The organism is Streptomyces sp. NBC_00670, from assembly GCF_036226765.1.
Taxonomy (GTDB): domain Bacteria; phylum Actinomycetota; class Actinomycetes; order Streptomycetales; family Streptomycetaceae; genus Streptomyces.
On record NZ_CP109017.1, the window covers coordinates 2,764,493 to 2,790,168 of the forward strand.

At 71.6% G+C, this 25,676-nt stretch carries 25 protein-coding genes and 1 tRNA gene; 12 read left to right on the forward strand and 14 right to left on the reverse strand.

Features of this window, described 5'->3' with window-relative positions:
* Positions 1 to 65 precede the first annotated feature (65 nt).
* Positions 66 to 1,559, reverse strand: coding sequence for an MFS transporter (locus OIE12_RS12260; RefSeq protein ID WP_329134664.1), 1,494 nt, complete (start codon positions 1,557 to 1,559; stop codon positions 66 to 68).
* A 762-nt stretch (positions 1,560 to 2,321) separates the two neighbouring features.
* Positions 2,322 to 3,584 (reverse strand): DUF445 domain-containing protein, encoded by a 1,263-nt coding sequence (locus OIE12_RS12265; RefSeq protein WP_329141885.1) that lies wholly within the window; start codon positions 3,582 to 3,584, stop codon positions 2,322 to 2,324.
* 309 nt (positions 3,585 to 3,893) lie between these two features.
* Here OIE12_RS12265 and OIE12_RS12270 point away from each other — a divergent pair, with 309 nt between their 5' ends.
* A complete protein-coding gene (locus OIE12_RS12270; RefSeq protein WP_329134665.1) occupies positions 3,894 to 5,225 on the forward strand; it encodes an SGNH/GDSL hydrolase family protein in 1,332 nt (443 codons plus the stop codon).
* A gap of 58 nt (positions 5,226 to 5,283) precedes the next feature.
* Here OIE12_RS12270 and OIE12_RS12275 read toward each other — a convergent pair whose 3' ends face one another.
* Positions 5,284 to 5,985, reverse strand: coding sequence for a DUF1707 SHOCT-like domain-containing protein (locus OIE12_RS12275; RefSeq protein ID WP_329134667.1), 702 nt, complete (start codon positions 5,983 to 5,985; stop codon positions 5,284 to 5,286).
* Positions 5,986 to 7,243: 1,258 nt separating this feature from the next.
* Here OIE12_RS12275 and OIE12_RS12280 point away from each other — a divergent pair.
* Positions 7,244 to 10,021 carry a transglycosylase domain-containing protein gene (locus tag OIE12_RS12280; protein WP_443053805.1) on the forward strand — a complete coding sequence of 926 codons (2,778 nt, stop codon included), beginning with the start codon at positions 7,244 to 7,246 and terminating at the stop codon, positions 10,019 to 10,021.
* A gap of 62 nt (positions 10,022 to 10,083) precedes the next feature.
* Here OIE12_RS12280 and bcp read toward each other — a convergent pair whose 3' ends face one another.
* A complete protein-coding gene (gene bcp / locus OIE12_RS12285; protein ID WP_329134669.1) occupies positions 10,084 to 10,551 on the reverse strand; it encodes a thioredoxin-dependent thiol peroxidase in 468 nt (155 codons plus the stop codon).
* A 209-nt stretch (positions 10,552 to 10,760) separates the two neighbouring features.
* Between bcp and OIE12_RS12290 the strand changes: the two genes are divergently transcribed.
* The 4 genes from OIE12_RS12290 (at position 10,761) to OIE12_RS12305 (ending at position 12,970) form a co-directional block, all read left to right on the forward strand.
* Positions 10,761 to 11,126 carry a DUF3618 domain-containing protein gene (locus OIE12_RS12290; protein ID WP_329134671.1) on the forward strand — a complete coding sequence of 122 codons (366 nt, stop codon included), beginning with the start codon at positions 10,761 to 10,763 and terminating at the stop codon, positions 11,124 to 11,126.
* Between the two features lie 91 nt (positions 11,127 to 11,217).
* Complete coding sequence (locus tag OIE12_RS12295) at positions 11,218 to 11,520, forward strand: GroES family chaperonin (protein WP_051707732.1); 303 nt, start codon at positions 11,218 to 11,220, stop codon at positions 11,518 to 11,520.
* 188 nt (positions 11,521 to 11,708) lie between these two features.
* Complete coding sequence (locus OIE12_RS12300; protein ID WP_329141890.1) at positions 11,709 to 12,353, forward strand: HNH endonuclease signature motif containing protein; 645 nt, start codon at positions 11,709 to 11,711, stop codon at positions 12,351 to 12,353.
* Between the two features lie 543 nt (positions 12,354 to 12,896).
* Positions 12,897 to 12,970 (forward strand) — tRNA-Leu (locus OIE12_RS12305).
* A 53-nt stretch (positions 12,971 to 13,023) separates the two neighbouring features.
* Here OIE12_RS12305 and rdgB read toward each other — a convergent pair.
* Together rdgB and OIE12_RS12315 are read right to left on the reverse strand one after the other, a co-directional pair.
* Positions 13,024 to 13,626: an RdgB/HAM1 family non-canonical purine NTP pyrophosphatase gene (rdgB, locus tag OIE12_RS12310; protein ID WP_329134675.1), complete on the reverse strand. Its 603-nt coding sequence runs from the start codon at positions 13,624 to 13,626 to the stop codon at positions 13,024 to 13,026.
* Positions 13,627 to 13,714: 88 nt separating this feature from the next.
* Positions 13,715 to 14,161: a type II toxin-antitoxin system PemK/MazF family toxin gene (locus OIE12_RS12315; protein WP_329134677.1), complete on the reverse strand. Its 447-nt coding sequence runs from the start codon at positions 14,159 to 14,161 to the stop codon at positions 13,715 to 13,717.
* A 213-nt stretch (positions 14,162 to 14,374) separates the two neighbouring features.
* Between OIE12_RS12315 and OIE12_RS12320 the strand changes: the two genes are divergently transcribed.
* On the forward strand, positions 14,375 to 15,127 hold the full coding sequence (locus OIE12_RS12320) for an MBL fold metallo-hydrolase (RefSeq protein WP_329134679.1): 753 nt from the start codon (positions 14,375 to 14,377) through the stop codon (positions 15,125 to 15,127).
* A 107-nt stretch (positions 15,128 to 15,234) separates the two neighbouring features.
* Here OIE12_RS12320 and OIE12_RS12325 read toward each other — a convergent pair whose 3' ends face one another.
* Positions 15,235 to 16,485, reverse strand: coding sequence for a PTS transporter subunit EIIC (locus OIE12_RS12325; RefSeq protein ID WP_329134681.1), 1,251 nt, complete (start codon positions 16,483 to 16,485; stop codon positions 15,235 to 15,237).
* A 185-nt stretch (positions 16,486 to 16,670) separates the two neighbouring features.
* On the opposite strand from OIE12_RS12325, the gene OIE12_RS12330 reads away from it, so the two are divergent.
* The 3 genes from OIE12_RS12330 to OIE12_RS12340 all read left to right on the forward strand — a co-directional run bounded on the left by OIE12_RS12330 (position 16,671) and on the right by OIE12_RS12340 (position 18,331).
* Positions 16,671 to 16,943, forward strand: a complete 273-nt coding sequence (locus OIE12_RS12330) for a PTS glucose/sucrose transporter subunit IIB (RefSeq protein ID WP_329141892.1) — start codon at positions 16,671 to 16,673, stop codon at positions 16,941 to 16,943.
* A 142-nt stretch (positions 16,944 to 17,085) separates the two neighbouring features.
* Entirely contained in the window at positions 17,086 to 17,823 is a 738-nt protein-coding gene (rph, locus tag OIE12_RS12335; protein WP_329134683.1) for a ribonuclease PH, read from the forward strand.
* 112 nt (positions 17,824 to 17,935) lie between these two features.
* Positions 17,936 to 18,331 (forward strand): hypothetical protein, encoded by a 396-nt coding sequence (locus tag OIE12_RS12340; protein ID WP_329134685.1) that lies wholly within the window; start codon positions 17,936 to 17,938, stop codon positions 18,329 to 18,331.
* A 66-nt stretch (positions 18,332 to 18,397) separates the two neighbouring features.
* On the opposite strand, the gene OIE12_RS12345 is transcribed toward OIE12_RS12340, so the two are convergent.
* The 7 genes from OIE12_RS12345 to clpS all read right to left on the reverse strand — a co-directional run bounded on the left by OIE12_RS12345 (position 18,398) and on the right by clpS (position 23,476).
* The gene (locus tag OIE12_RS12345) at positions 18,398 to 19,348 is read right to left on the reverse strand and encodes a PLP-dependent cysteine synthase family protein (RefSeq protein WP_329134687.1); all 951 of its coding nucleotides are present in this window, start codon (positions 19,346 to 19,348) and stop codon (positions 18,398 to 18,400) included.
* 15 nt (positions 19,349 to 19,363) lie between these two features.
* Complete coding sequence (locus OIE12_RS12350; RefSeq protein ID WP_329134688.1) at positions 19,364 to 19,642, reverse strand: MoaD/ThiS family protein; 279 nt, start codon at positions 19,640 to 19,642, stop codon at positions 19,364 to 19,366.
* 86 nt (positions 19,643 to 19,728) lie between these two features.
* Positions 19,729 to 19,824, reverse strand: coding sequence for a putative leader peptide (locus OIE12_RS12355; RefSeq protein ID WP_329134689.1), 96 nt, complete (start codon positions 19,822 to 19,824; stop codon positions 19,729 to 19,731).
* Positions 19,825 to 19,970: 146 nt separating this feature from the next.
* A complete protein-coding gene (locus OIE12_RS12360) occupies positions 19,971 to 20,393 on the reverse strand; it encodes a M67 family metallopeptidase (protein ID WP_329134690.1) in 423 nt (140 codons plus the stop codon).
* A 77-nt stretch (positions 20,394 to 20,470) separates the two neighbouring features.
* Positions 20,471 to 21,988, reverse strand: coding sequence for an amino acid permease (locus tag OIE12_RS12365; protein ID WP_329134691.1), 1,518 nt, complete (start codon positions 21,986 to 21,988; stop codon positions 20,471 to 20,473).
* Positions 21,989 to 22,496: 508 nt separating this feature from the next.
* A complete protein-coding gene (locus OIE12_RS12370; RefSeq protein WP_329134693.1) occupies positions 22,497 to 23,099 on the reverse strand; it encodes a DUF2017 domain-containing protein in 603 nt (200 codons plus the stop codon).
* A 59-nt stretch (positions 23,100 to 23,158) separates the two neighbouring features.
* Positions 23,159 to 23,476, reverse strand: a complete 318-nt coding sequence (clpS, locus tag OIE12_RS12375; RefSeq protein WP_030382794.1) for an ATP-dependent Clp protease adapter ClpS — start codon at positions 23,474 to 23,476, stop codon at positions 23,159 to 23,161.
* 100 nt (positions 23,477 to 23,576) lie between these two features.
* On the opposite strand from clpS, the gene OIE12_RS12380 reads away from it, so the two are divergent.
* Together OIE12_RS12380 and OIE12_RS12385 are read left to right on the forward strand one after the other, a co-directional pair.
* Complete coding sequence (locus OIE12_RS12380; protein ID WP_329134696.1) at positions 23,577 to 24,905, forward strand: nicotinate phosphoribosyltransferase; 1,329 nt, start codon at positions 23,577 to 23,579, stop codon at positions 24,903 to 24,905.
* A gap of 99 nt (positions 24,906 to 25,004) precedes the next feature.
* Positions 25,005 to 25,598 carry an isochorismatase family protein gene (locus tag OIE12_RS12385; RefSeq protein ID WP_329134698.1) on the forward strand — a complete coding sequence of 198 codons (594 nt, stop codon included), beginning with the start codon at positions 25,005 to 25,007 and terminating at the stop codon, positions 25,596 to 25,598.
* Positions 25,599 to 25,676: the final 78 nt, after the last annotated feature.

The window sequence follows — 25,676 nt, forward strand, 5'->3', positions numbered from 1 at the left end:
GCGGGGGCGCGGGGGCCGACAGAGTACGGGTACTCAGGTGGGCGGTGCCGTAGGGGTACGGCTACTCAGCCGGCGTCGGGCGACGCCGCCGACAGCGGGGTGGCGATGTCCTCCAGGGAGCGGCCCTCCGCCTTGACCGCGAGGAACGCGGCGACGAGTCCCGCGGCGCACATCAGGGACGCGCCGATCTGGAAGGCGAGGACCGTGTCGCCGACGTGTCCCGACTCGGTGAGGTCGGCGAAGACGAGCGGTCCGGTGATGCCGCCGGCGGCCGTTCCGACGGCGTAGAAGAAGGCGATCGCCATCGCCCGCGTCTCCATCGGGAAGATCTCGGAGACCGTCAGATACGCGCTGGAGGCGCCGGCCGAGGCGAAGAACAGGACGACGCACCAGCAGGCCGTCAGGGTCGTCGCGCTGAGCGAGCCGCTGTCGAACAGCCAGGCGGTGCCGAAGAGGAGGAGGCCGGAGAGGAGGTACGTCGAGGAGATCATGATGCGCCGGCCGACCGTGTCGAACAGCTTGCCGAGCAGCAGCGGGCCGAGGAAGTTGCCGGCCGCGATGACGGCGAAGTAGTAGCCGGTGCTGCCGGAGGGCACGTCGAAGAACGTGGTGAGGATGGCCCCGAAGCCGAAGGTGATGGCGTTGTAGAGGAACGCCTGGCCGATGAAGAGGGCGAGGCCGAGGGTGGCGCGGCGGGGGTAGCGGCCGAAGACGGTCTTGGCGATGGTGGCGAAGCCGATGCTCTTGCGCTGGTGGATGGTGATCTCGCTCCGCGGAGGCGGGAGTTGCTCGCCCTTCTCCGCCTCGACCTGGTGCTCGACGTCGGTGACGAGCTCCTCGGCCTCCTCGCCGTGGCCGTGGATGAACTGCCACCGGGGGCTCTCCGGCACGTGCCGGCGCACCAGCAGGATGACCAGGCCGAGGACGACGCCGAGGGCGAAGGTGAGCCGCCAGCCGACGTCCTTGGCGAAGATCGACGTGTCCAGCGCGACGATGGAGAGCAGGGCGCCGCCGATCGCGCCGACCCAGTAGCTGCCGTTGATGATGAGGTCCACGCGGCCGCGGTACTTGGAGGGGATCAGCTCGTCGATCGCGCTGTTGATGGCGGCGTACTCGCCGCCGATGCCGAAGCCGGTGAGGAAGCGGAAGACGAAGAACCACCAGGGGCTGAACGAGATCGCGGTGAGCGCGGTGGCGGCGAGGTAGACGACGAGCGTCACCATGAACAGTTTCTTGCGGCCGAAGCGGTCGGTGAGCCAGCCGAAGACGAGGGCGCCGACGCAGGCGCCGGCCACGTAGAGCGCGGCGGCGAGGCCGGTGACCTGGGAGGAGCTGATGTCGAGACCGCTGCCGTCCTCGGAGAGGCGGCTCGCGATGTTGCCGACGATCGTGACCTCGAGGCCGTCCAGGATCCATACGGTGCCCAGGCCGATCACGATCATCCAGTGCCAGCGGGACCAGGGGAGGCGGTCCAGGCGGGACGGGACGGACGTGGTGACGGTGCCGGTGGTGGCGGGCACGGAGGACGGTGACGACGCGGACGACTCTTCTCCGGACATGGCTCCCTCTCCGTCGGCTGACGCTTCCCGTGTGCCCTGCGGAAGAAGCACCACGCGTGCCCCTCCGGGGAGGACAACGTGGGCGGCCACACGCACGTCACGGTCCGCCCCGTAAGGCGCGCGGACCTGTGCCTTCACGCGGCTCCGCGGCGCGGGGCTGTGTCGTCTGCGCGGCTCCACCACGGGGGCGCGAGCAACGTACCCCCACCCCATCAGGGGCGCGGGGCTGTGTCGTCTGCGCGGCTCCGCCGCGAGGGCGCGAGCAACGTACCCCCACCCCATCAGGGGCGCGGGGCTGTGTCGTCTGCGCGGCTCCGCCACGGGGGCGCGAGCAACGTACCCCCACCCCATCAGGGGCGCGAGGAACTGCGCGACCAGCCCCAACGCACCCGCACCCGCCCCACAACCCCCACCCCCCGAGCTCTTGGGCGCTCCGCGCCCCGGGGTCGAAGGGGCGGAGCCCCTGGAGGACGGGAAGGGTAGGGGCGGCGGGGGCGAGGCAACTGTGACCGTCAGCCCACAACGCACCGCACCCCGGGGTAACCGTCACGGAAGCTTCGCGACCCGGCGCTAACCGGGTGCCGCTGCGCCCACCCGTGCCGCCCAGCGGCACGACTGCCCGCAGCGAGGCGGGGTGAGGCGGGGCGGGGTGCCCGCAGCGAGGCCGGGCGGCGCGGCTGCCCGCAGCGCAGCGAGGCGGGGCGGGCGGGCCCGCAGCGCAGCGCAGCGCAGCGGCGCGGGCGGGCCCGCGGTTCGGTGCGGCTATGCCCCAAGGGCTCGCGACACCGTGAAGATGAGGAGCCCCGCCAGGGAGCCCACCACCGTGCCGTTGATGCGGATGAACTGCAGATCGCGGCCGATGTGGGCCTCGATCTTCCGCGTCGTGTGCTCCGCGTCCCACCCCGCCACCGTGTCCGTGATCAGCGAGGTGATCTCCCGGCGGTACGTCGTCACGACGTACACCGCCGCCCCCTCCACCCACCCGTCGACCTTCTCCCGCACCTTCGCCTCGCCCGCCATCCGCTCCCCCAGCGACAGCAACGACGCCTGCACCCGCAACCGCAGCTCGCTGCGCTCGTCCTCCGCCGCCGAGACGATCATCGCCCGTACCGCCGTCCACGCGGAGGCGATCAGGTCCTGCACCTCGCCCCGCCCCAGCACCTCCCCCTTCAGCCGCTCCACCCGTGCCCGCGTCTCCGTGTCGGACTGCAGGTCGGACGCGAAGTCCGTGAGGAACCGGTCGAGCGCGCCGCGCGCGGGATGCGCCGGCATGTCCCGCATCTCGGTGACGAAGCGCAGCAGCTCCTTGTAGACGCGCTCGCCGACCTTGCGGTCCACGAACCGCGGCGTCCACCCGGGCGCACCCCCCTGCACCGCGTCCATCACGGAGTCCCCGTGCAGCACGAGCCAGTCGTGCGCACGCGAGACGATCACGTCGACGCTGCGCCGGTGCCCCCCGTCGGCGACGATCCGCTCCAGCATCTTGCCCATCCCCGGCGCGATCTCCTGCGCGTTCGCCCGCCGGGTGATCGCCTCCCCCACCACCGCCTGCACGTCGGAGTCGCGCAGCACGGTCAGCGCCCCGCGCAGTGCCGTGGCGAGCTCGGCGGTGACCCGGTCGGCGTGCTCGGGCACGGCGAGCCACGCGCCCAGCCGGCTGCCGATGCCGACGGCGCGCAGCCGGCCCCGTACGACGTCCTCGGAGAGGAAGTTCTCCCCCACGAACTCGCCCAGCGAGACGCCGAGCTGGTCCTTCTTGGTGGGGATGATCGCGGTGTGCGGGACCGGCAGGCCGAGCGGGTGCCGGAACAGCGCGGTGACGGCGAACCAGTCGGCGAGCGCGCCCACCATGCCGGCCTCCGCCGCGGCGGCCACGTAGTCGGCCCAGGCGCCGGCGCCCGTGTGCCCCGCCCAGGTGGTGAGGACGTACACCAGTGCGACGAGCAGCAGCAGCCCGGTCGCGTTGGCCTTCATCCGCCGTACGCCGCGCCGCTTCTCCTCGTCGGCGGCGCTGAAGACGTTCATGGCCCGGCCGGGGGGCGCGCCCGTCGCACGGCCCGCGCGGCCGGGGGGCGCGTCCGCCGCTTCCCTCTGTGCTTCCTGCTCCACCCGCTCCACCACTTCCGCCCGTCCGGTGCCACCCCTGCGGTGATCCCTCACACAATTGTCCCTTCCTGACCGACATGGGGAACGGATCGGCGGTTCCCGGCGTCTGTCTGTCCGGGCGACAGGTGCGTGTCAAGAGCCGCCGGACGCCCCGCTCACCCATGACGCATCATGGGGTGATCCCGTTCGGAGCCTCGGGCTCCCGTCGCCCGAGGAGACCCGCACCGCATGACCAGGCGTCACGGTTGTGCCCTGCTCGCCGCGCTCGTCGCGGCGGTCGTCGCCGTATCGGCGGCCGTCCACCTGCTCACCGGCCCCGGCGACGGCCGGCCCACGACCACCGTCGCCGACGGACCCGCCCCGCACAACTCCGCCGCCCCCGCGTCCGCCGGGACCTGGGTCGGCGCCTGGTCGGCGGCCCCGGCCGGGGGCGAGCCCGGCACCGAGACGACGGGCCTGGCCGGCCGCTCGGTCCGCAACGTCATCCACACCTCCGTCGGCGGCACGAGCGCCCGCATCACGCTCTCCAACCTCTACGGCCAGGAGCCGCTCACCCTCACCCACGCCACGCTCGCCGTCGCCGGCACCGCGGACGGCGCCGCCGCCCGGCCCGGCACCATGCGCCGGCTCACCTTCGGCGGCGCCCCCACCGTGGTCATTCCGCCCGGCCGGCAGACGGTCAGCGACGCCGTACGGCTCACCGTGCCGCGCGACGCCGACCTGCTGGTCACCACGTACTCCCCCACCGCCTCCGGGCCGGTCACCTACCACCCCCGCGCCCGGCAGATCTCGTACGCCGCCGACGGGGACCGTACGGAGGACGTGGCGGCGACGGCGTACACCGAGCAGACGCCGTACTGGCGCTACGTCACCGCGCTGGACGTGATGAGCAACGAGTCCGACGGCACGGTCGTCGTGCTCGGCGACTCGCTCACCGACGGGCTGACCTCCACCGTGGGCGCCGACCGGCGCTGGACGGACGTCCTCGCCGAGCGGCTGCACACGGCGATCGCGGCCGGGCGCGACGTGCCGCGCTACAGCGTCGTCAACGAGGGCATCAGCGGCAACCGGGTGCTGACGGACGGGCTCGGCCGGCCCGCCGAGAACCCCAGCGGGCTGAACCGGTTCGCGCGGGACGCGCTGGGCCGGACGAACGTCAAGGCCGTCGTCGTCGACCTCGGCGTCAACGACATCCTGCACGCGCCGGAACCGACGACCGCGACGGAGATCGTCGCGGGACTGCGGCAACTGGTGGCGCAGGCGCACGCGCGGGGGCTGAGGGTGGTCGGGGCGACGCTGATGCCGTTCGGCGGCCACCGGGGCGACTCGGCGGCGCGGGAGGCGATACGGCAGTCGGTCAACGCGGAGGTGCGGGCGGGACGGGTCTACGACGCGTACGTCGACTTCGACGCGGCCCTGCGGGACCCGGCAGCGCCGCGGCGGCTGCGGCCCGCGTACGACTCCGGGGACCATCTGCACCCCAGCGACGCGGGCTACCGGCGGATGGCCGAGGCCTTCGACCTCGGGCTCCTGAAGGGCGCGGCACGGGCGTCGCTGTAGTTGGGGGTCACTCCCGCTCGGGGGTCACTCCCGCTCGGGGGTCACTCCCGCTCGGGGGTCACTCCCCCTTCCGCAGCTCCCGCCTGGCCTCCCGGCGCTCCAGGCGTTCCCTCCGCCGCTCCTCCCGCACCCGCTGCCGCTCCGCCTTGGTGAGCTTGCGCTCCACGCCGACGCCGCCCCAGAAGGCGAAGCCGGTCACGATCACGCGCGGGGCGCCGGGCTGCGCCGGGGCGCCCTCCTCGCGGTGGTCGAAGCCGCCCATCACTCCGATGCCGCGCACGACGACCTCGACGCCCGGCGGTACGACGATGTTGACGCCGCCCATGATCGCCACGCAGTTGACGACGACCTCGCGGTCGGCGAAGTAGGCCTCGCGGAGGTCGATCTCGCCGCCGCCCCAGAAGGCGAACGAGTTGAACCGCCGGGGGACGGTCCAGCGGCCCTTGCGCTGGAACCCGGACATCACGGCGACGCCCCACTGCGAGGTGCCGTCCTCGCCGCCGACGATCCGGTCTTCCCAACTGCCGTCGCCAAGCGGGCGTTTGGTCATGTCGACGGCGGCGGCCGGGCCGCCCGGCGCCGGCAGGTCGACGGTGATCGGCGCCAACTCCCCATAGGTACGGGCCTGGTAGGTGGCGTCCAGCCGCTCCTCGAACTCGGCCATGTCGAGCCGGCCCTCCGCGAGCGCGTCCCGCAGACGTTCGGCGACCCGCTCACGATCGGCGTCGGAGGCACGCAGTTCCGGGAGTTCATCGGTCATGCCCGCAGCCTACGAGGAACGGGCGGGAATGTCCCTGACACCCGTCCCCAGCCGTCCGGCTCCCCGCCCGTCCGTCTGCCGCCCATCCCTCCGCCGACCGTTGTTTCCCGGCCACCCGGATGCGGGCGCTCGTCCCGCGCGGCCCCTCGGGTGTGTGCCAAGATCAATGCGGCGACTGTGTCGGTGACCACTCCCGTCGCGGACACGGAATACTTGGAGATACTCCCTCGGCAGACGCACTCCCGGCCGGAGCGGCAGCCCGGCCCCGGGTCACGCGCGGCGCCCACGTTCCCCGTGAGGGAACGCACCCCCGGAGACGGGAACGGAACGCCCGGTGCGAAAGTCTTCACCGAGTGGGGGCGCAGAAGGCGTTAGAGGGCGTACGGGAACGTACGACGCGAAACAGGAGTCCGGCACACAGATGAGCGACGAGTCGCAGCGGCAGCAGAGCGCCCAGGGCGAACCGCCCGGGAAGCCGGAGCCGCCCGCTCCGGGCCCCACGTCACAGCGGCCCGACCGGCCCACGTCCCCACGGCCGACGGCCCAGCCGAAGCCCCCCGAGCCGGAAGCGCCAAGCCCCGGCTCCGGCTCCGGCTCCGGCTCCGGCTCCGGCTCCGGCTCCGGCTCCGGCTCCGGCTCCGGCTCCGGCTCCGGCGAGCGTGCGGGTTCGGGTCCGGGTTCGGGTCCGGGTTCGGGTCCGGGTGCGGGTTCGGGTGCGGGTTCGGGTGCCGGTAGGGGCGCGGGTGCCGCGCCCGGTGGCGGCGCGGCTTCCGGCTCCGCCAAGGGTGCGGCTGCCGGTTCCGGCGCGGCTTCCCGTAGCGGATCCGGCCCCGCCGCAGGCGCCGGCAAGGCCACCGGCGACGGCTCCGGTGCGGGTGCCGATGGCGCCGACGGTCCGGGTGCTCGGGGTGCCCGTCCGGGAACCGGCAGCCCGAAGGCTCCGGGCCCCGACAGGACCCCCGGCGCGGGTACGGCCGCCCGGGGCGGCTCCGCCGCGAAGGCCGCCGGCCCGAAGGCCTCGGGCCCGGGCACGGCCGCCGACGCCCCCGGCGCACGCGGAACCGAGCGCCCCGGTTCCGGCAGCCCGGGGCGGGGCGGTGACACCACCCGGCGCCCGGCGACGAACGCGCCGCAGGGCTCCCAGGAATCGATTTCCAGCCGAAAAGCGGCAGGCACCGAGTCCCGTGACGGCGAGGCATCGTCCGACCGCACCGCCCGTCGCGGGAAACGCTCCGACATCCCGCCCGCCGGCGAGACCATGCAGCTCCGCGCCATCGACGCCTCCAGCGGTGCCGACGGCACACCGTCCGCCTCCGACGACTGGCCCGGCGCCCCCGCCAGACCCTCGTCCGGCGGGTCCCCGTCCGGCGAGACCGGCGGCCGGCCCGGCACCCGGCGCCGTCGCCCCGGCGCCCCCACCCTCGGCGCCGCGGCCGCGGCCGCAACCGGTTCCGCCGCCGCGGCCGCGCCCGCCGGCGAGACCATGCAGCTCCGCGCCGTCTCGGCCGGAGGCGGCGCCGCCGGTCACGGTGGCGGCCCCGGCAACCCCGGAGGCGGCGCAGGCACCGGACCCGGCGGCGGCGCCGGAAAGCGTCCCGACCCCGCCGACGGCGACGACGGCGTCCTCGCCGCCTCCTTCGCCGACGGCAGCACCACCACCGCACCCCCCACCACCCGCAAGGAACGCCGCGCCGCCAAGAAAGCCGCCCGCAAGGCCAAGCGCCACGGATGGCGGCGTCTGCTGCCCACCTGGCGCATGGTGCTCGGGACGTTCCTCTTCCTCTGCATCGCCGTGATGGGCGCGTTCTTCTACGGCTACCACGTCGTCAAGATCCCCGCCGCCAACACCGCCGCCGTCAAGCAGAGCAACGTCTACCTCTACGCGGACGGCAGCCAGCTCGCCCGCGACGGCAAGGTCAACCGCGAGAACGTCACCCTCTCCCAGATCTCCAAGGACGCCCAGCACGCCGCCCTCGCCGCCGAGGACCGCGACTTCTACACCGAGGCCGCGATCGACCCCAAGGCGATGATCCGCGCCGCCTGGAACACCGCCACCGGCAAGGGCAAGCAGTCCGGCTCCACGATCACCCAGCAGTACGTCAAGAACTACTACCTGGCGCAGGAGCAGACGGTCACCCGCAAGGCCAAGGAGTTCTTCATCTCGATCAAGCTGGACCGGGAGAAGAGCAAGGACGAGATCCTCGAGGGCTACCTCAACACCAGCTTCTTCGGCCGCAACGCCTACGGCCTCCAGGCCGCCGCGCAGGCCTACTACGGCATCGACGCCAAGGACCTCACCGCCGAGCAGGGCGCCTACCTCGCCGCCCTCCTCAACGCGCCGAGCGAGTACGACGTCGTCGCGCACCCCGAGAACAAGGCCGCCGCCAAGGCCCGCTGGGGCTACGTCCTGGACGGCATGGTCGACAAGGGCTGGCTCAGCAAGTCCGAGCGGGCCGCGGCGAAGTTCCCGCAGCCCAAGCAGACCGTGATCGCCGCCGGCATGTCCGGACAGCGCGGCTACCTCGTCAAGGCCGTCAACGACTACCTCACCGAGAACGACATCATCGACGAGGACACCCTCTCCGCCGGCGGCTACCGCATCACCACGACCCTGCAGAAGTCCAAGCAGAACGCGTTCATCAAGGCCGTCAACGACCAGGTGACCGCCAAGCTCGACAAGAAGAACCGCAAGGTCGACACGTACGTCCGGGCCGGCGGCGTCGCCATCGACCCCGCCAGCGGCAAGGTCCTCGCGATGTACGGCGGCATCGACTACACGAAGCAGTACTACAACAACGCCACCCGCCGGGACTACCAGGTCGGCTCCACCTTCAAGCCGTTCGTGTTCACCTCGGCCGTGGAGAACGACTCGCACACCCAGAGCGGCGCCGCCATCACCCCCAACACGGTGTACGACGGCACGAACAAGCGGTCCGTGCAGGGCTGGAGCGGCGGGGCGTACGCGCCGGAGAACGAGGACAACGTCTCGTACGGCAAGATCTCCGTCCGCCAGGCCACCGACAAGTCGGTGAACTCGGTGTACGCGCAGATGGCCGTCGACGTCGGCCCGTCCACCGTCAAGAAGACGGCGGTCGCCCTCGGTCTGCCCTCCGACACCCCCGACCTGCAGCCGTACCCGTCCATCGCGCTCGGCACCGCCACCGCGAGCGTGCTCGACATGACGGAGGCGTACGCCACGCTCGCCAACCACGGCAAGCACGGCACGTACACGCTCGTCGACAAGATCACCAAGGACGGCTCGCAGCAGGTGAAGCTGCCGGACGCGGCGGCCAAGCAGGTCGTCAGCCGCGCCTCGGCCGACACCACCACGCAGGTGCTGCGCAGCGTCGTCCAGACCGGTACGGCCACCGCCGCGCTCCAGGCGGGCCGGCCGGCGGCGGGCAAGACCGGTACGGCGGAGGAGGACACGGCCGCCTGGTTCGCGGGCTACACGCCCGACCTCGCCACGGTCGTCTCCGTGATGGGCCAGGACCCGGGCACCGGCGCGCACAAGTCTCTGTACGGCGCGATGGGCCTGCCCCGCATCAACGGCGGTGGCGCGCCCGCGCAGATCTGGGCGCAGTTCACCAAGGCGGCCCTGAAGGGCAAGCCGGTCAAGGACTTCGACCTGAAGCTGCAGAGCGGGGCCGAACAGACCATCGAGCCGAGCAACGACGCGAGCGGCGACCCGTCCTCGTCCAGCAGCCCGGACGCGACCGGCAGCACGGGCGCGGACGCGGGTACGGGCGAGAGCGAGACGCCTGGCGGCGACGCGGGCGGCACGCCGGCGGACGGCGGTGCGGCGAACGGCGGCGGCACGGACGCGGGCGGCGGCGCCTCCGCCACCGCCGGCGCCGGGTCGCAGACGGCCGGGGCCGGGGCGGGGGGTGCCGGCGGGGCCAACGCCGGGGCCTCCGACGCGGGCGGCACCGGGACGTCCACCGGGGCGGACGCGGGCGCCGGCGGGGACGGCGGCGACGCGGGGCAGGGGGCCGGGGGCCTGATCCCGCAGCTGGCCGGCGAGCGGCGGGAGTAGGGGGCGCGGCTGCCGGTGGGGGGCGGCGGGGGGTTTTCGCCCCCGCCGCCCCCCACACCACATCAGATCGCCAAATCCTTGATGATCTTCGCCACGTGGCCGGTCGCCTTGACGTTGTACAGGGCGCGTTCGACCTTCCCCTCCTCGTCCACGACAACCGTCGACCGGATGACGCCGACGACCGTCTTGCCGTAGAGCTTCTTCTCGCCGAAGGCGCCGTAGGCCTCCAGGACCTGCTTGTCGGGGTCGGCGAGGAGGGTGACCTTCAGGGACTCCTTCTCGCGGAACTTCGCGAGCTTCTCCGGCTTGTCGGGCGAGATGCCGAGGACGTCGTAGCCGGCGCCGGCGAGGAGTTCGAGGTTGTCCGTGAAGTCGCACGCCTGCTTGGTGCAGCCGGGGGTGAGGGCGGCGGGGTAGAAGTAGACGATGACCTTGCGGCCCTTGTGGTCGGCGAGGGAGACCTCGTTGCCGTCGGCGTCCGGCAGGGTGAAGGCGGGGGCGGGGTCGCCGGGCTGGAGTCGCTCGCTCATGGATACCTCACTGGGGGCGGGGCAGATGGGGGTGCAGGTGTGGCGTGACAGGTGAACAGGTGGTGCGCCTCCGAGCCTAATCGCCCGCCCGACCGTCCCGGCCGTCCGCCCACCGGGGGTGCCGTGGGGTGCGTTCGCCCGGAAGCTGACAGACTGTCGACCAGCACACTTCGCACAGCACACTTCGCAACGACCACGGAGGAAACGCGGTGGCGGACACGCCGAGCACGCCGGACACCAGGACTCCGGCACAGATCGAGGCGGACATCAGGCGCCGCCGCGAAACCCTGGCCGAGACGCTCGACGAGATCGGCGTCCGGGTCCACCCCAAGACGATCGTCGGCGACGCGAAGGCGAAGGTCGCCGCACAGGTCGACCACACCCTCGGCCGCGCCTACGTCGGGGTGAACCGGGCCGTCAGCGATGTGAAGGCCCAGTTCGTCGACGAGGAGGGCGCGCCGCGCCTGGAGCGCATCGTGCCGGCGGCGCTGGTGGTGGCAGGGGTCGTCGGCCTGCTCGTCGTCGGCCTGCGCCGGGACTCGACCCCGGCGGCCCGGCGCCGCCGTAAGCGCTGACCCGACTGCGGACTCCCGCGCGCCGGACAGGTAGGTTCGTGGTGTGAGCGAGAAGACCCACGACGACCGCAACGACAAGCTGCCCATCCGGATGCTGCACGACCGGGTGCTGGTACGGCAGGACACCGCCGAGGGCGAGCGCCGCTCGGGCGGCGGCATCCTGATCCCCGCGACGGCGGCCGTCGGCCGGCGCCTCGCCTGGGCCGAGGTCGTCGCGGTCGGCCAGAACGTCCGCACGGTCGAACCGGGCGACCGCGTCCTGTACGACCCCGAGGACCGCGCCGAGGTCGAGGTCCGCGGCACGGCCTACGTCCTCATGCGCGAACGTGACCTCCACGCGGTGGCCGCCGACCGCTTCGAGGGTTCGGAGGACTCGACGGGGTTGTACTTGTAGCAGACCCGGCAAAGGGGGCCGGTGGCAAACGTCACCGGCCCCTTTGTCATGCGGCTCACGGGTCCCTCGACTTCGCCCACCACCGCATCCGCACCCTGTTCGCGTAACCGCCGGACGCATAGATCGTTACTCCATACGAGTCGCCATTTCGTACGAGTCCGCGACAGGTGAGCGAAAGCGGGGGAATCATGCCGGTGAGCCGATACACGCGCGAAGTCCTGGCTGATGCGGCAGCGTCGTCCAGGACGCTTTCCGAAGCACTGGTGATGCTGGGAGTCGATCCCAAGGGTCGGTCGCGTCGCTATCTGCACGATCGGATGCGCGCATGCGGAGTGGACACGTCCCACTTCGAAAGCGAGACGGCAACGCGATGGACCAGAGAGATCCTCGAACCCGCCGTGGCCGCGTCCACGAGTGTCAACGGTGTGCTGCGACACCTGGGGATCGACGTTGTGGGCGGCCACCACACGAACATCAGTCGCCGCATCAAGGCCTACGGGATCGACACCTCTCACTTCCGCAGGGAAGCCCGAGCCGGCGTCCCGAAACAGCGCCAAGCCCCCGGACAGTTGCTGGTCGAACAGACCTCTCCCCATGCCCGGCGCGTGCCCGGTGAGCGGCTCAAGCGAGCCATGATCGAACTCGGCACGGCCGAGCGGTGCGCCTCCTGCGGAACTGAGCCGATGTGGCGCGGTCGACCCCTGCCGCTGGAGGTGGACCACGTGGACGGTAATTGGCGCAACAACCGCCCGGAGAACCTGCGTCTGCTCTGCCCCAACTGTCATTCGGCCACGGACACGTACCGAGGCAGGAAAAAGGGACGGGCGGCGTGAAACAGACGGCACGCTCATGCTCGAAACCGTCCCGAAGTGAACTCGTCACGGCCGTGACGGAAGCGTCGTCGATCGCGGACACGCTACGGAGACTCCGGCTGCCCGACACTTCCTCGGTCCGCAGGCACTTCCGTGCATGGGTCGCGGAATTCGGCCTCGACACCTCGCACTTCCTGGGGCAGGCTCACCAGCGTGGAAAGCCCGGGCCGAATCCTCGTAAGAGGGCGGTCGACGTATTCGTGCAACACGACGGTCGACGGCGCACCAAGACCGCCCTGCTGCGCCGAGCCCTCCTTGAGGCGGGCGTGCCCGAACGGTGCGACGAGTGCGGAACGCCGCCCGAATGGCACGGGCGGCCCATGACGTTGGAGATCGACCATGTCAACGGCGACTGGAGCGACGACCGGCGCCCGAATCTGCGGCTCCTGTGCCCCAACTGCCATGCGGTCACCAGTACATGGTGCCGGGGCGGTCGCCGCAGAAGTACGTAGTGGCCCTTCGCCCGCCCCGATCGGCCCAGCCAGTAGAGTGGGCACGATACGAGCGCTCGTACTCCAATGGGCAGAGAGGCTAGTCTTAGATACTAGATGTTGTCGGTTCGAGTCCGACCGGGCGCACCGAAGAGGGGCGGACACCATGACGTGGTGTCCGCCCCTCCTTTACGACACCCTCAGCCCAGCAGTTCGCGTACCGCCGGGACCAGAGCACGGAAGGCCTGGCCTCGGTGGCTGATGGCGTTCTTCTCGGCGGGCGTCAGTTCGGCGCAGGTGCGGGTGTCGGCGTCGGGCTGGAGGATCGGGTCGTAGCCGAAGCCGTTGGCGCCTGCGGGGGTGCGGCGGAGCGTGCCGCGGAGTTGGCCTTCGACCACGCGTTCGGTGCCGTCGGGCAGCGCGAGGGCGGCGGCGCAGGCGAAGTGGGCGCCGCGGTGGGGGTCGTCGATGTCGCCGAGCTGGGCCAGGAGGAGGTCCAGGTTGGCCTGGTCGTCGCCGTGCCGGCCGGCCCAGCGGGCGGAGAAGATGCCGGGGGCGCCGCCGAGGACGTCCACGCACAGCCCGGAGTCGTCGGCGACCGCCGGCAGCCCGGTGGCGCGGGCCAGGGCGTGCGCCTTGAGCAGGGCGTTCTCGGCGAAGGTGACGCCGGTCTCCTTGACGTCGGGCACCTCGGGAAAGGCGTCGGCACCGACGAGCTCGTGCGGAATCCCGGCATCGGCGAGAATCGCGCGCAGCTCGGTGATCTTCCCGGCGTTACGGGTGGCGAGGATCAGGCGGGTCATGCGCCCAGTATCGCCGGTGCCCGGGGAGCGCCGCGCAGGCCCGCCCCCCGTCGGTACGGCCGGCCGGCCCGTATCGTCCGCCCCGTGTTCAGCCCGCCAGGTACCGCACCTGGTCCCACAGCGCCGGGTCCACCGCGCCGACCCTGCGGCGGAAGTCCCACAGAGGTACGTCGCTGAGTTCGTCCGTCTCCAGGAAGCGCGGGGGATCGTGCGCGTCGCCCACCGTGCCCGGCGGGAGCGGGATCACGCCGGTGCGCTCCTCGCGGTAGCGGCTCGTGATCCGGGCCACCACCGCCCGGTCCCCGCGTACCGCCAGCACCAGGCAGGGCAGGTCGCCCTCCGCGCCGTCGTCGGGGGGCACGTCCGCCCACCAGATCTCCGCCGGGCGCGGCCGCTCCCCGCCCGCCCCGCGGCTCCCGGGCCGCGCGCTCCGCGGCGGACGGCGCCGGCCCCGGCGCCCCCACCCGTCCACCAGTGCCGCGACGAAGGCCAGCAGCACCACCGCCGCGAGCGCGAGCCACCAGGACGTGTCCATGCACACGACAGTACGACGCCGGCGCCGTCCCCGCCCGGCCGTCAGCCCCGTGCCGCATCTCCAGCCGAACGCGTGACACCACAGGTGAGTTCGCCCACAACGGCCCCTGGCGGAGGAGCGACCCACCCTTTCGCGCCTTACGCTCGACGGACCGCACGACCCCCCGTTCCGTCCCCCTGCCCGCACGCCACGCCACGCGGAGGTTCCGGCTCCATGAAGCTCACCGTCGTCGGCTGCTCGGGGTCGTTCCCGTCCGTGGAATCGGCCTGTTCGAGCTACCTCGTAGAGGCCGACGGCTTCCGGCTGCTCCTCGACATGGGCAACGGCGCCCTGGGCGAGCTGCAGCGCCACTGCGGTCTCTACGACCTCGACGCGATCTTCCTCAGTCATCTGCACGCCGATCACTGCATCGACATGTGCGGGTACTTCGTCGCGCGCTACTACCGGCACGACGGCGGCCGCTGCGCCCCCCTCCCGGTCTACGGCCCCGAGGGCACCGAACAGCGGCTGACCACGGCGTACGCCGACACTCCGTCCGCCTCCTCGATGAGCGAGGTGTTCGACTTCCACACGGTCAAGCCGGGCACGTTCGACATCGGCCCCTTCACCGTGCACACCGAGCGGGTCCGCCACCCGGTGGAGGCGTACGGCATCCGCGTCGAGCACGGCGGGCGCTCGCTGACGTACTCCGGGGACACCGGTGTGAGCGAGGCGCTGGACGAACTCGCCCGCGACACGGACCTGTTCCTGTGCGAGGCGGCGTTCACGCACGGCAAGGAGAGCATCCCGGACCTGCACCTCAACGGCCGCGAGGCCGGCGAGAGCGCGGCCCGGGCCGGCGCCCGCCGCCTGGTCCTCACCCACATCCCCCCGTGGACGGACCCTCACGTCAACCTCGCCGACGCCCGCGAGGCCTTCCCCGGCCCGACGGAACTGGCGGCGCCGGGAGCGGCGTACGAGATCTGACGGCCGCCCGGACCCGCACGCACACGGGCCCCGAAACCCTGCGACAGGGTTCCGGGGCCCGCGTCATGCCGTACGCGTACGGCGTCGTCGTGCCGTGCGGCCGGGTCTCACGCCTTGGTGAGGTCCTCGACCTCCTCCTCGGGCTCGCGGCCCGGGGTCTTGAGGTCGAACTTGACGATGGCCCAGCGGAAGGTCACGTAGTAGATCACCGCGAAGACCAGGCCGATGGGGATGATCAGCCAGGGTTTCGTCGCCAGGTGCCAGTTGAGCACGTAGTCGATGAAGCCGGCCGAGAAGTTGAACCCGGCGTGCACGCCCAGGGCCCAGGTCACCGCCATCGACACGGCGGTCAGCAGCGCGTGCAGCACGTACAGCAGCGGCGCGATGAACATGAACGAGAACTCGATGGGCTCGGTGACGCCGGTGACGAACGAGGTCGCGGCGAGGGAGACCATCATGCCGAGGACGGCCTTGCGGCGCTCGGGGCGGGCGGTGTGCGCCATGGCGAGCGCGGCGGCCGGCAGGCCGAACATCATGATCGGGAAGAAGCCCGACATGAACATTCCGGCGGTGGGGTCGCCGTGCAGGAAGCGGTTGTAGTCGCCGGTGAAGACCTGGCCGGCGGAGTCCTTGAACTCGCCGAGCTGGAACCACGCCACCGTGTTGACGAACTGGTGCATGCCGATCGGGATCAGCCCGCGGTTCACCGCGCCGAACAGCGCCGCGCCGCCGGAGCCGAGGCCGGTCATCCACTCGCCGAAGTTGGAGATGCCGTTGCCGATGGGCTCCCAGATCAGGCCGAAGAAGACGCCCATCACGAGGCCGACGAAGGCCATGATGATCGGCACCAGCCGGCGGCCGTTGAAGAAGCCGAGCCAGTCCACCAGCTTCTTGCGGTGGTAGCGCTGCCACAGCACGGCGGCCAGCAGACCCATGATGATGCCGCCGAGGACACCGGGGTCGTTGTAGGTCGCGGCGACGTCCTCGCCCTTCTTCACCACCGCTTCGGTGACCGGGAAGGCCTGGAGTACCTTGCTGTAGACGAGGAAGCCGACCACGGCGGCGAGGGCCGTGGAACCGTCCGCCTTCTTGGCGAAGCCGATGGCGACACCCACACAGAACAGCAGCGGGAGCGAGCCGGTGAGCGCGCTGCCCGCGTTGTTGAAGACGGCGGCCACCTTGTCCCAGCCGAGGCCGTCCTTGCCGAAGATGTCGTTCTGGCCCAGCCGGACCATGATGCCCGCCGCCGGCAGCACGGCGATGGGCAGCTGTAGGCTGCGGCCGACCTTCTGCAAGCCTTGGAACAGGCCCGATCCCCGCTTCTTCGCGGGGGCCGCCGTTTCGGTGGCGGTGGTCATACGTTCCTCCATCGGTGGTGGTCTACACCACTGAGTGGTGTAGACCTGTTGTAGCAGATGAGGTCGGCATAAGGAACCCACGATTTCCGCTGCCGGAATGTCACGCTCCGTGCGGCTCAGCGGGGTCCGCCGCCCGCCACCTGGGTCGGCTACCGTGGTCCGCGTGGTGTAGACCAGTACGCCGCATCAGCGCCAGCGCACGCAGGGACACGCAGGGAGTGGACATGGCCACCAAGGCTGAGAAGATCGTCGCCGGGCTCGGCGGGATCGAGAACATCGAGGAGATCGAGGGCTGCATCACGCGGCTGCGGACCGAGGTGCACGACCCGTCGCTGGTCAACGAGGCGGCGCTGAAGGCGGCGGGGGCGCACGGGGTGGTGAAGATGGGGTCCGCGATTCAGGTCGTGATCGGGACGGACGCGGACCCGATCGCGGCGGAGATCGAAGACCTGATGTGAGTGGTGCGGGCGGGGTGGGGTGCCGGTGGGGTTTTCGCCCTCTCCGCCCCTGCCCTTCCCGTCCCTCGGGGCTCCGCCCCGGACCCCCGGTGCGCAGTTCCCCGCGCCCCTTCGAACGGCCCGGTCCCGCTAGGCTCCTCCCATGTCTCGTATCGACGGCCGTGCGGCCGAGCAGCTTCGTCCCGTTTCCCTTGAGCGCGGCTGGAGCAAGCACGCCGAGGGGTCCGTACTCGTCGCCTTCGGCGACACCAGGGTGCTGTGCACCGCCTCCGTCACCGAGGGCGTGCCGCGCTGGCGCAAGGGCAGTGGCGAGGGCTGGGTGACCGCCGAGTACTCGATGCTGCCGCGCGCCACCAACACCCGCGGCGACCGCGAGTCGGTCCGCGGCCGGATCGGCGGCCGTACGCACGAGATCTCCCGGCTCATCGGCCGCTCCCTGCGCGCGGTCATCGACTACAAGGCGCTCGGCGAGAACACCATCGTCCTGGACTGCGACGTCCTCCAGGCCGACGGCGGCACCCGCACCGCCGCGATCACCGGCGCGTACGTGGCCCTGGCCGACGCCATCACCTGGGCCCAGCACACCAAGAAGCTGATCAAGCCCACCCGCAAGCCGCTCACGGGCACCGTCTCCGCCGTCTCCGTCGGCATCGTCGGCGGCGTCCCGCTGCTCGACCTCTGCTACGAGGAGGACGTCCGCGCCGACACCGACATGAACGTGGTCTGCACCGGTGACGGCCGCTTCGTCGAGGTCCAGGGCACGGCGGAGGCCGAGCCGTTCGACCGCAAGGAGCTCAACGCGCTGCTGGACCTCGCGGTCGCCGGGTGCGACGAGCTGGCCGCCGCCCAGCGCGCGGTCCTGGAGGCAACCGCCGACTGAGCGGGCGCGTTCTTATCGGTACGGGCGTACGGTCTTCCGGCCGTGCGCCCGGCCACGCATGTGCGGGCATGTTCAAGCATGTACGCGCTCACGTTCACGGGGAGGACCTTCCATGGCCGCGCGCCGCCACCGCCGCCGTACCGCAGCGTTCGCCGTTGCCGCCGTACTCGTCGCCGTACCGGCCGCGGTCGGCTGCGACGCGGTGAACAAGGCGCTGGACTGCGTCCAGACCGCCGACGCCATCGCCGACAGCGTCACCGACCTGCAGCAGGCCGTGGAGAACGCGTCGAACGACCCGACGCAGACCGACGAGTCGCTCGACGCGATAGAGAAGAACCTGGACAAGATCGGCGACAAGACGGACGACGCGGACGTCAACAAGGCGGTCGACGATCTGCGCGACGCCGTGTCGAACGTCCGCACGGCCGTCCGCAACGGCGACGAGACACCCGACGTCAGCCCGGTGACGGACGCGGCGGGCGAACTGACGAAGGTCTGCACGCCGTAGCGCTCCGCTGCGGAGGGGGAACGGGGCGGGACCGCGGCCCCGTTCCCGCCCCGACTGCACGGGCCCTCACGCCCAGAGCTGTCCATGGAGGGTTTCGATCGCTGCTTCTGTCGTCTCGGCGGTGTAGACGCCCGTCGAGAGGTACTTCCAGCCGCCGTCGGCGACGACGAAGACGATGTCGGCGGGTTCGCCCGCGGTCACCGCCTTCCTGCCGACGCCGATCGCCGCGTGCAGGGCCGCGCCCGTGGAGACGCCCGCGAAGATGCCCTCCTGCTGGAGCAGCTCGCGGGTGCGGGTGACCGCGTCGGCGGAGCCGACCGAGTAGCGCGTGGTGAGGACCGAGGCGTCGTACAGCTCCGGTACGAACCCCTCGTCGAGGTTGCGCAGGCCGTAGACGAGGTCGTCGTAGCGCGGCTCCGCGGCGACGATCTTGACGTCCGGCTTCTGCTCGCGCAGGAAGCGGCCGACGCCCATCAGCGTGCCGGTGGTGCCGAGCCCGGCGACGAAGTGCGTGACGGAGGGCAGGTCGGCGAGGATCTCGGGGCCGGTGGTGGCGTAGTGGGCGCCCGCGTTGTCGGGGTTGCCGTACTGGTAGAGCATGACCCAGTCGGGGTGCTCGGCGGAGAGTTCCTTGGCGACGCGGACCGCGGTGTTGGAGCCGCCGGCCGCCGGGGAGGAGATGATCTCCGCGCCCCACATGCCGAGCAGGTCCCGGCGCTCCTGGGAGGTGTTCTCCGGCATCACGCACACCATGCGGTAGCCCTTGAGCTTGGCCGCCATGGCGAGCGAGATGCCGGTGTTGCCGGAGGTCGGCTCCAGGATGGTGCAGCCGGGGGTGAGCCGGCCGTCCTTCTCGGCCTGCTCGATCATGTGCAGGGCGGGCCGGTCCTTGACCGAACCCGTCGGGTTGCGGTCCTCGAGCTTGGCCCAGATACGGACGTCGGCGGACGGCGAGAGCCGCGGCAGGCGCACCAGAGGGGTGTTGCCCACCGCGGCCAGCGGGGAGTCGTAGCGCATCGGCTCGGCGGCCGATCAGCGCATGCCGCCGGCCACGGCCGGCAGGATCGTCACGTTGTCGCCGTCGGTGACCTTGGTGTTGATGCCGTCGAGGAAGCGGACGTCCTCGTCGTTCAGGTACACGTTGACGAAGCGGCGCAGCTGCTCGCCGTCCACGATGCGGGCCTGGATGCCCGGGTGGCGGGCGTCGAGGTCGGTGAAGAGGGCGGCGAGGGTGTCCCCGGTGGCCTCCACGGCCTTCTGGCCGTCGGTGTACGTGCGGAGGATGGTCGGGATGCGGACCTCGATGGCCATGGTGGCGGCTCCTGTCGGATGGGTGGGGTCGGTGGGCGCGCAGCGGTGCCGCGCCGCGGCTCACGGCCGTACGGCGGCAGGGAACGTCAACAGATGGCGCTGTTCAGCCTGCACAGGTCGACGTGCAGCCGCGCCACGAGCAGCGCGCTCGGCGTCTTGTCGCTCACGTCGTTCAGAACCATGCGGTCATCGTATCGATTCCCGCCCTGGTGCCCGGAGTGTGATCCCAGAGTTCGGACGATATTCAACCGAGGGGTGAGATCGGGGGCGGTGTGCGCCGGGGGTGCGGTCGGTTCGCCGGAGGTGTGAGCCGGGTGCGTGCGTGGTCTCAGTACGCCGTGACGACCTCGACCTCCTCCTCCGTGACCTCTCCTTCCACGATGCGGAACGAGCGGAACTGGAACTCGCCGGCGCCGTCGGTGTCCGCGGTGGAGACCAGGACGTAGTGCGCGTGCGGTTCGTTGGCGTAGGAGATGTCGGTGCGCGAGGGGTAGGCCTCGGTGGCGGTGTGCGAGTGGTAGACGATCACCGGCTCCTCGTCGCGGTCGTCCATCTCGCGGTAGAGCTTGAGCAGGTCGCCGGAGTCGAACTCGTAGAACGTGGGCGAGCGGGCCGCGTTCAGCATGGGGACGAACCGCTCGGGGCGGCCGGAGCCGGCGGGGCCGGCGACCACGCCGCACGCCTCGTCGGGGTGGTCCTGGCGGGCGTGGGCCACGATCCGGTCGTAGAGCTCCTGGGTGAGGGTCAGCATGCGGCCAGCATAGGCAACGGGCCGCCGCGTACCGAGGGGTGGTACGCGGCGGCCCACATGCCGGACGGTGCAGGCGTTCAGCCCACGCGCTCGGTCGCCGGCTCCGGTTCGCGGCGTGCGGTGACCTCGGGGCTGCGGGCCTTGAGGACCGCCCAGCCGATGCCGAGGGCGACCGCCCAGACGGCCATCACGTAGAGACAGATCCTGGAGTCCTTGTCGTAGGCGATCAGGCCGGTGACGAAGAGCAGGAACGCGATGGCGACGTAGGAGAACGTCGCGCCGCCCGGCGCCGGGAAGGAGGAGGCGGGCAGTCGGCCGGCGTCCACGGCCCGGCGGTAGCGGACGTGGCTGACGAGGATCATCAGCCAGGTCCAGATGCCGGCCGCGGTGGCGACGGAGGTGACGTACCCGAACGCCTTCTCCGGGACGACGTAGTTGAGGACCACGCCGATGGCCATGAAGGCGGTGGAGACGGTGATGCCGAGGGCGGGCGTGCGGGTGCTGGACAGCCGCTGGAACACGCGGGGCGCCTCGCCGTTGTCGGCGAGGGTGCGCAGCATGCGGCCGGTGGAGTACATCCCGGAGTTGCAGGACGACAGCGCGGCGGTGAGGACGACGAAGTTGACGATGCCGGCGCCGGCCGGGATGCCGATGACCGCGAACGCCTTCACGAAGGGGCTGACGTCCGCCCCGAACTCGGTCCACTTCACCACGGAGAGGATCACGGCGAGGGCGCCCACGTAGAAGAGCGCGATGCGCCAGGGCAGGGTGTTGATCGCCTTGGGGAGCGTCTTCTCCGGGTTCTCCGACTCGCCCGCGGTGACGCCGACCAGTTCGACGGCGAGGTAGGCGAACATCACGCCCTGCAGTGTCATCAGGGAGGAGCCGATGCCCTTGGGGAAGAAGCCGTCGAACTCCCAGAGGTTGGAGACGGCGGCGGTGTCGCCGGCGGAGCTGAAGCCGAACGTGAGGACGCCGACGCCGATCACGATCATGCCGATGAGCGCGGTGACCTTCACCATCGAGAACCAGAACTCGATCTCGCCGAACAGTTTCACCGAGATGAGGTTGGCCACGAAGAGGACGACGAGGAAGACGAGTGCCGTCACCCACTGGGGGATCTGGGGCCACCAGTAGTTGACGTAGATGGCGGCGGCGGTCAGCTCGGCCATGCCGGTGACCACCCACATCAGCCAGTACGTCCAGCCGGTGAAGTAGCCGAAGAAGGGGCCCAGGAATTCGCGGGCGTAATCGGCGAAGGAGCCGGAGACGGGGCGGTAGAGGAGGAGTTCGCCCAGGGCCCGCATGATGAAGAAGATGACCGTGCCCGCGAGCGCGTACATCAGGATGAGGCTGGGGCCGGCCTTCTCGATGTTGGCGCCGGCCTTGAGGAAGAGGCCGACCCCGATCGCGCCGCCGATGGCGATCATCTGGACCTGGCGGCTGCCGAGGCCGCGCTGGTAGCCCTCCTCGGGGGTGCCGTCGGGGGGCGGTGTGGCCGCCGTTCCCTCCGTTGCCGTCGCTGCCTTCGCCGCTGCCGCGTCGCGGCCGCGATCGTCTTCGCCGTGCCTCTTGCCGACCTGCGCAGAGGTCATGTGTGGTGCGCCTTTCTCCATGTCGATCACGGCCTGGCGTCGGCCGTGGATCGGGTCTCGATCCCCCCCGGATGCGATGGAGCGGTGCCGTGCCGGCGGTCTGCCGGGCGGGTGGCGCCCCCGGCGGGCGTGGGTGTGCCTGCCGGGCGGTCGTGAAGATCTATCACGGTTGCGATTGTGATCGAGGGGGGTGGATGTGGCGCGGTGCACAGGGAGAACGGGCGTAAGGGGGGTGGGGGCGGGCGAAACGGGCGGAGTGGTTGACGGGATCGTTATGCGGATTTGAGGGCCCGCTGAGCGAACGGGGTGGGGGTGTGGAGTGGGTACGGGGTGGGTGCGGAGAGGGGTTCGCCGGGAAGTTTTTTCGCCCCCGCCGCCCCTGCCCTTCCCGTCCCTTCAAGGGGCTCCGCCCCTTGGACCCCGGGGGTGCGTGGTCGGGTGCGGGTGGGTGGGGTCCTCTCGCGCAGTTCCCCGCGCCCCTCAAGGGGCGGCGGGGGCGAGGAAACGCCTACGGGAGCAGCGTCGTGACCAGGGTCTCCTGGAGGCCGCCCAGCCACAGGTATGCCATGACCATCGGCTTGCGCGGGTCCTCGTCGGAGAGGCGGTAGAGGACCTCCGCGTCGTCCTCGTCCGCGATCTCCAGCCGGGCCCCGATCGCCAGCCGCAGATCGTTCAGCGCGCGCAGCCACTGCTGCGACTCCTCCGGCGTCAGCTCCAGCACCGCGCGCCCCCGCGTCACCGTCAGCCGGTCGAGGGTCCGCACGATCACCAGCGCGTTGTCCCGCTTGCCCGCCCGCAGGTCGTTCTCGGTGAACCGGCGGAACTCCGACGAGTACGCCCGCCGTTCCTCCGCCTCCGCGGCCGAGACCGGCTCGCCCTCCGGGTCGCCGTACGCGTCCGGGAAGAGCCGCCTGAGCACCGGGTCGGACGGCGGCTCGCTCGGCCCCTCGGCGAACAGTTCGGCGAGCGGGTCCGCCGAGTCGTCCTCGGCCGGCCCGGGCCCGATCAGTTCCAGGAGCTGGACCGCCAGCGACCGGATGATGGAGATCTCGACCTCGTCGAGCGCGACGGTCGCGCCGCCGCCGGGGAGCGGTTCGAAGTGTCCGGGCATGGCGTCCGTCAGGGTCCGTTCGCTGGAGCGTGTCGTGGGAGGTGGGGATGAGCGCGCGGCTACTTGCGGTCCTGTTGCAGCGTGGCCCACAGACCGTAGCCGTGCATGGCCTGCACGTCGCGTTCCATCTCCTCGCGGGACCCGCTGGAGACCACCGCCCGGCCCTTGTGGTGGACGTCGAGCATGAGTTTGGTGGCCTTGTCCTTGGAGTAGCCGAAGTACGTCTGGAAGACGTACGTCACATAGCTCATGAGGTTGACCGGGTCGTTGTGGACGATCGTCACCCAGGGCAGGTCGGGCTCGGGTACGGCGAACGTCTCCTCCGCCGACTCGGTCTTTTCGATCTCTAGGGGTGCGGCAGCCGTCACACGCCCCATGCTGCCACCCCAGGGGGTCACTCGCATAAACGAGCCCGTGGGGCCCGGTCGCGGGACCCCAAATCGTCAGTCTGACGAAATGAGGGTACGATCATCTGCCATGAACACAGCGGACCTAGGGCTGCCGGTGGACGTTCCCTCGACGGCGCTCTTCACGGATCACTACGAGTTGACGATGCTGCAGGCCGCGCTGGAGGCCGGCACCGCGGACCGGCGGTCGGTGTTCGAGGTCTTCACCCGGCGGCTGCCCGAGGGGCGCCGGTACGGCGTCGTGGCGGGCACCGGCCGCGTCCTGGACGCGGTGGAGAACTTCCGCTTCGACGCGGACGTCCTGCGCTTCCTGCGCGAGCGCCGGATCGTGGACGACAAGACCCTCGACTGGCTGGCCGGCTACCGCTTCTCCGGTGACGTCTGGGGCTACCCGGAGGGCGAGGTGTACTTCCCCGGCTCGCCGATCATGCGCGTGGAGGGCTCCTTCGGCGAGTGCGTGCTCCTCGAGACCGTGATCCTCTCCATCCTCAACCACGACTCCGCGATCGCCGCCGCCGCCTCCCGGATGGCCTCGGCCGCCGGGGAGCGCCCGCTGATCGAGATGGGCGCCCGGCGCACCCACGAGCTCGCCGCCGTGGCCGCCTCGCGCGCCGCGTACGTCGGCGGCTTCGCCACCACCTCCGACCTCGCGGCCGGCTTCCGGTACGACATTCCGACCGTCGGCACCTCCGCGCACGCCTTCACCCTGCTCCACGACAACGAGCGCGACGCCTTCCGCGCCCAGGTCGACTCCCTCGGCCGGGGCACCACGCTGCTCGTCGACACCTACGACGTCACCGAGGCCGTACGGCTGGCGGTGGAGGTCGCCGGGCCGGAGCTGGGCGCGGTGCGCATCGACTCCGGCGACCTGCTCCTCGTCGCCCACCGGGTGCGGCAGCAGCTCGACGAGCTGGGCGCCCACGACACGAAGATCATCGTCACCTCGGACCTGGACGAGTACGCCATCGCCTCGCTGGCCGCCGCCCCGGTGGACGGGTACGGCGTCGGTACGCAGCTGGTGACCGGCTCCGGCCATCCGACGGCATCGATGGTCTACAAGCTGGTCGCGCGCGCCGAGTCGGACGATCCGAAGGCGCCGCTGGTGCCGGTGGCGAAGAAGTCCAGCGGCGGCAAGACGTCCATCGGCGGCCGCAAGTGGGCCGCGCGGCGCCTGGACGCGTACGGGGTGGCCGAGGCCGAGGTGATCGGCACCGGACCGGTCCCGGCCGAGCTGGCCGACGAGCAGCTCCTGGTGGAGCTGGTCAGGGGCGGGCAGGTCGTCGGGCGCGAGCCGCTGGACGCCGTGCGGGACCGGCACGCGGCCGCGCGGGCGGGGCTGCCGCTGTCGGCGACGCAGCTCTCGCGCGGGGAAGCGGTCATCCCGACCGAATACGTGTGAGGGGCCGACCCGCGTGCGTGTGCGGCACCCGCCCCCTCCCCCTGCGGCCCCTGAGTCTCTACGCTCGGAACCATCCCGTCGACCCGAAGGACACCGACCATGCGCCGCGCGCTGATCGTCGTAGACGTGCAGAACGACTTCTGTGAGGGCGGCAGCCTCGCGGTGGCCGGCGGGGCCGACGTGGCCGCCGCGATCACCGAGCTGATCGCCCAGGCCCCGGCTCCGGCCGGGTACCGGCACGTGGTGGCCACCCGCGACCACCACATCGCGCCCGGGGGCCACTTCGCCGACAACCCCGACTTCGTCCACTCCTGGCCCGCGCACTGTGTGGCGGGTACGGAGGGGGTGGGCTTCCACCCGAACTTCGCGCCGGCGGTCGCCTCGGGGGCGATCGACGCCGTGTTCGACAAGGGGGCGTACGCGGCGGCGTACAGCGGGTTCGAGGGGACGGACGAGAACGGGGTGGGGCTCGGGGACTGGTTGCGGGAGCGGGGGGTGGAGGAAGTGGACGTGGTGGGGATCGCCACGGATCACTGTGTGCGGGCGACCGCGGTGGATGCGGTGCGGGAGGGGTTCCGGGTGCAGGTGTTGCTCGATCTGACGGCGGGGGTTGCCGCCGAGACGACCGAGCGGGCGCTGGATGAGCTGCGCGCGGCGGGGGTCGCCCTGACGGGCAAGCCGGTGGTGGCCTGACGGCGGTTTCCTTCGTCCCCGCCGCCCCTACCCGTCCCGTCCCTTCAAGGGGCTCCGCCCCCTGAACCCCGGGGGTGG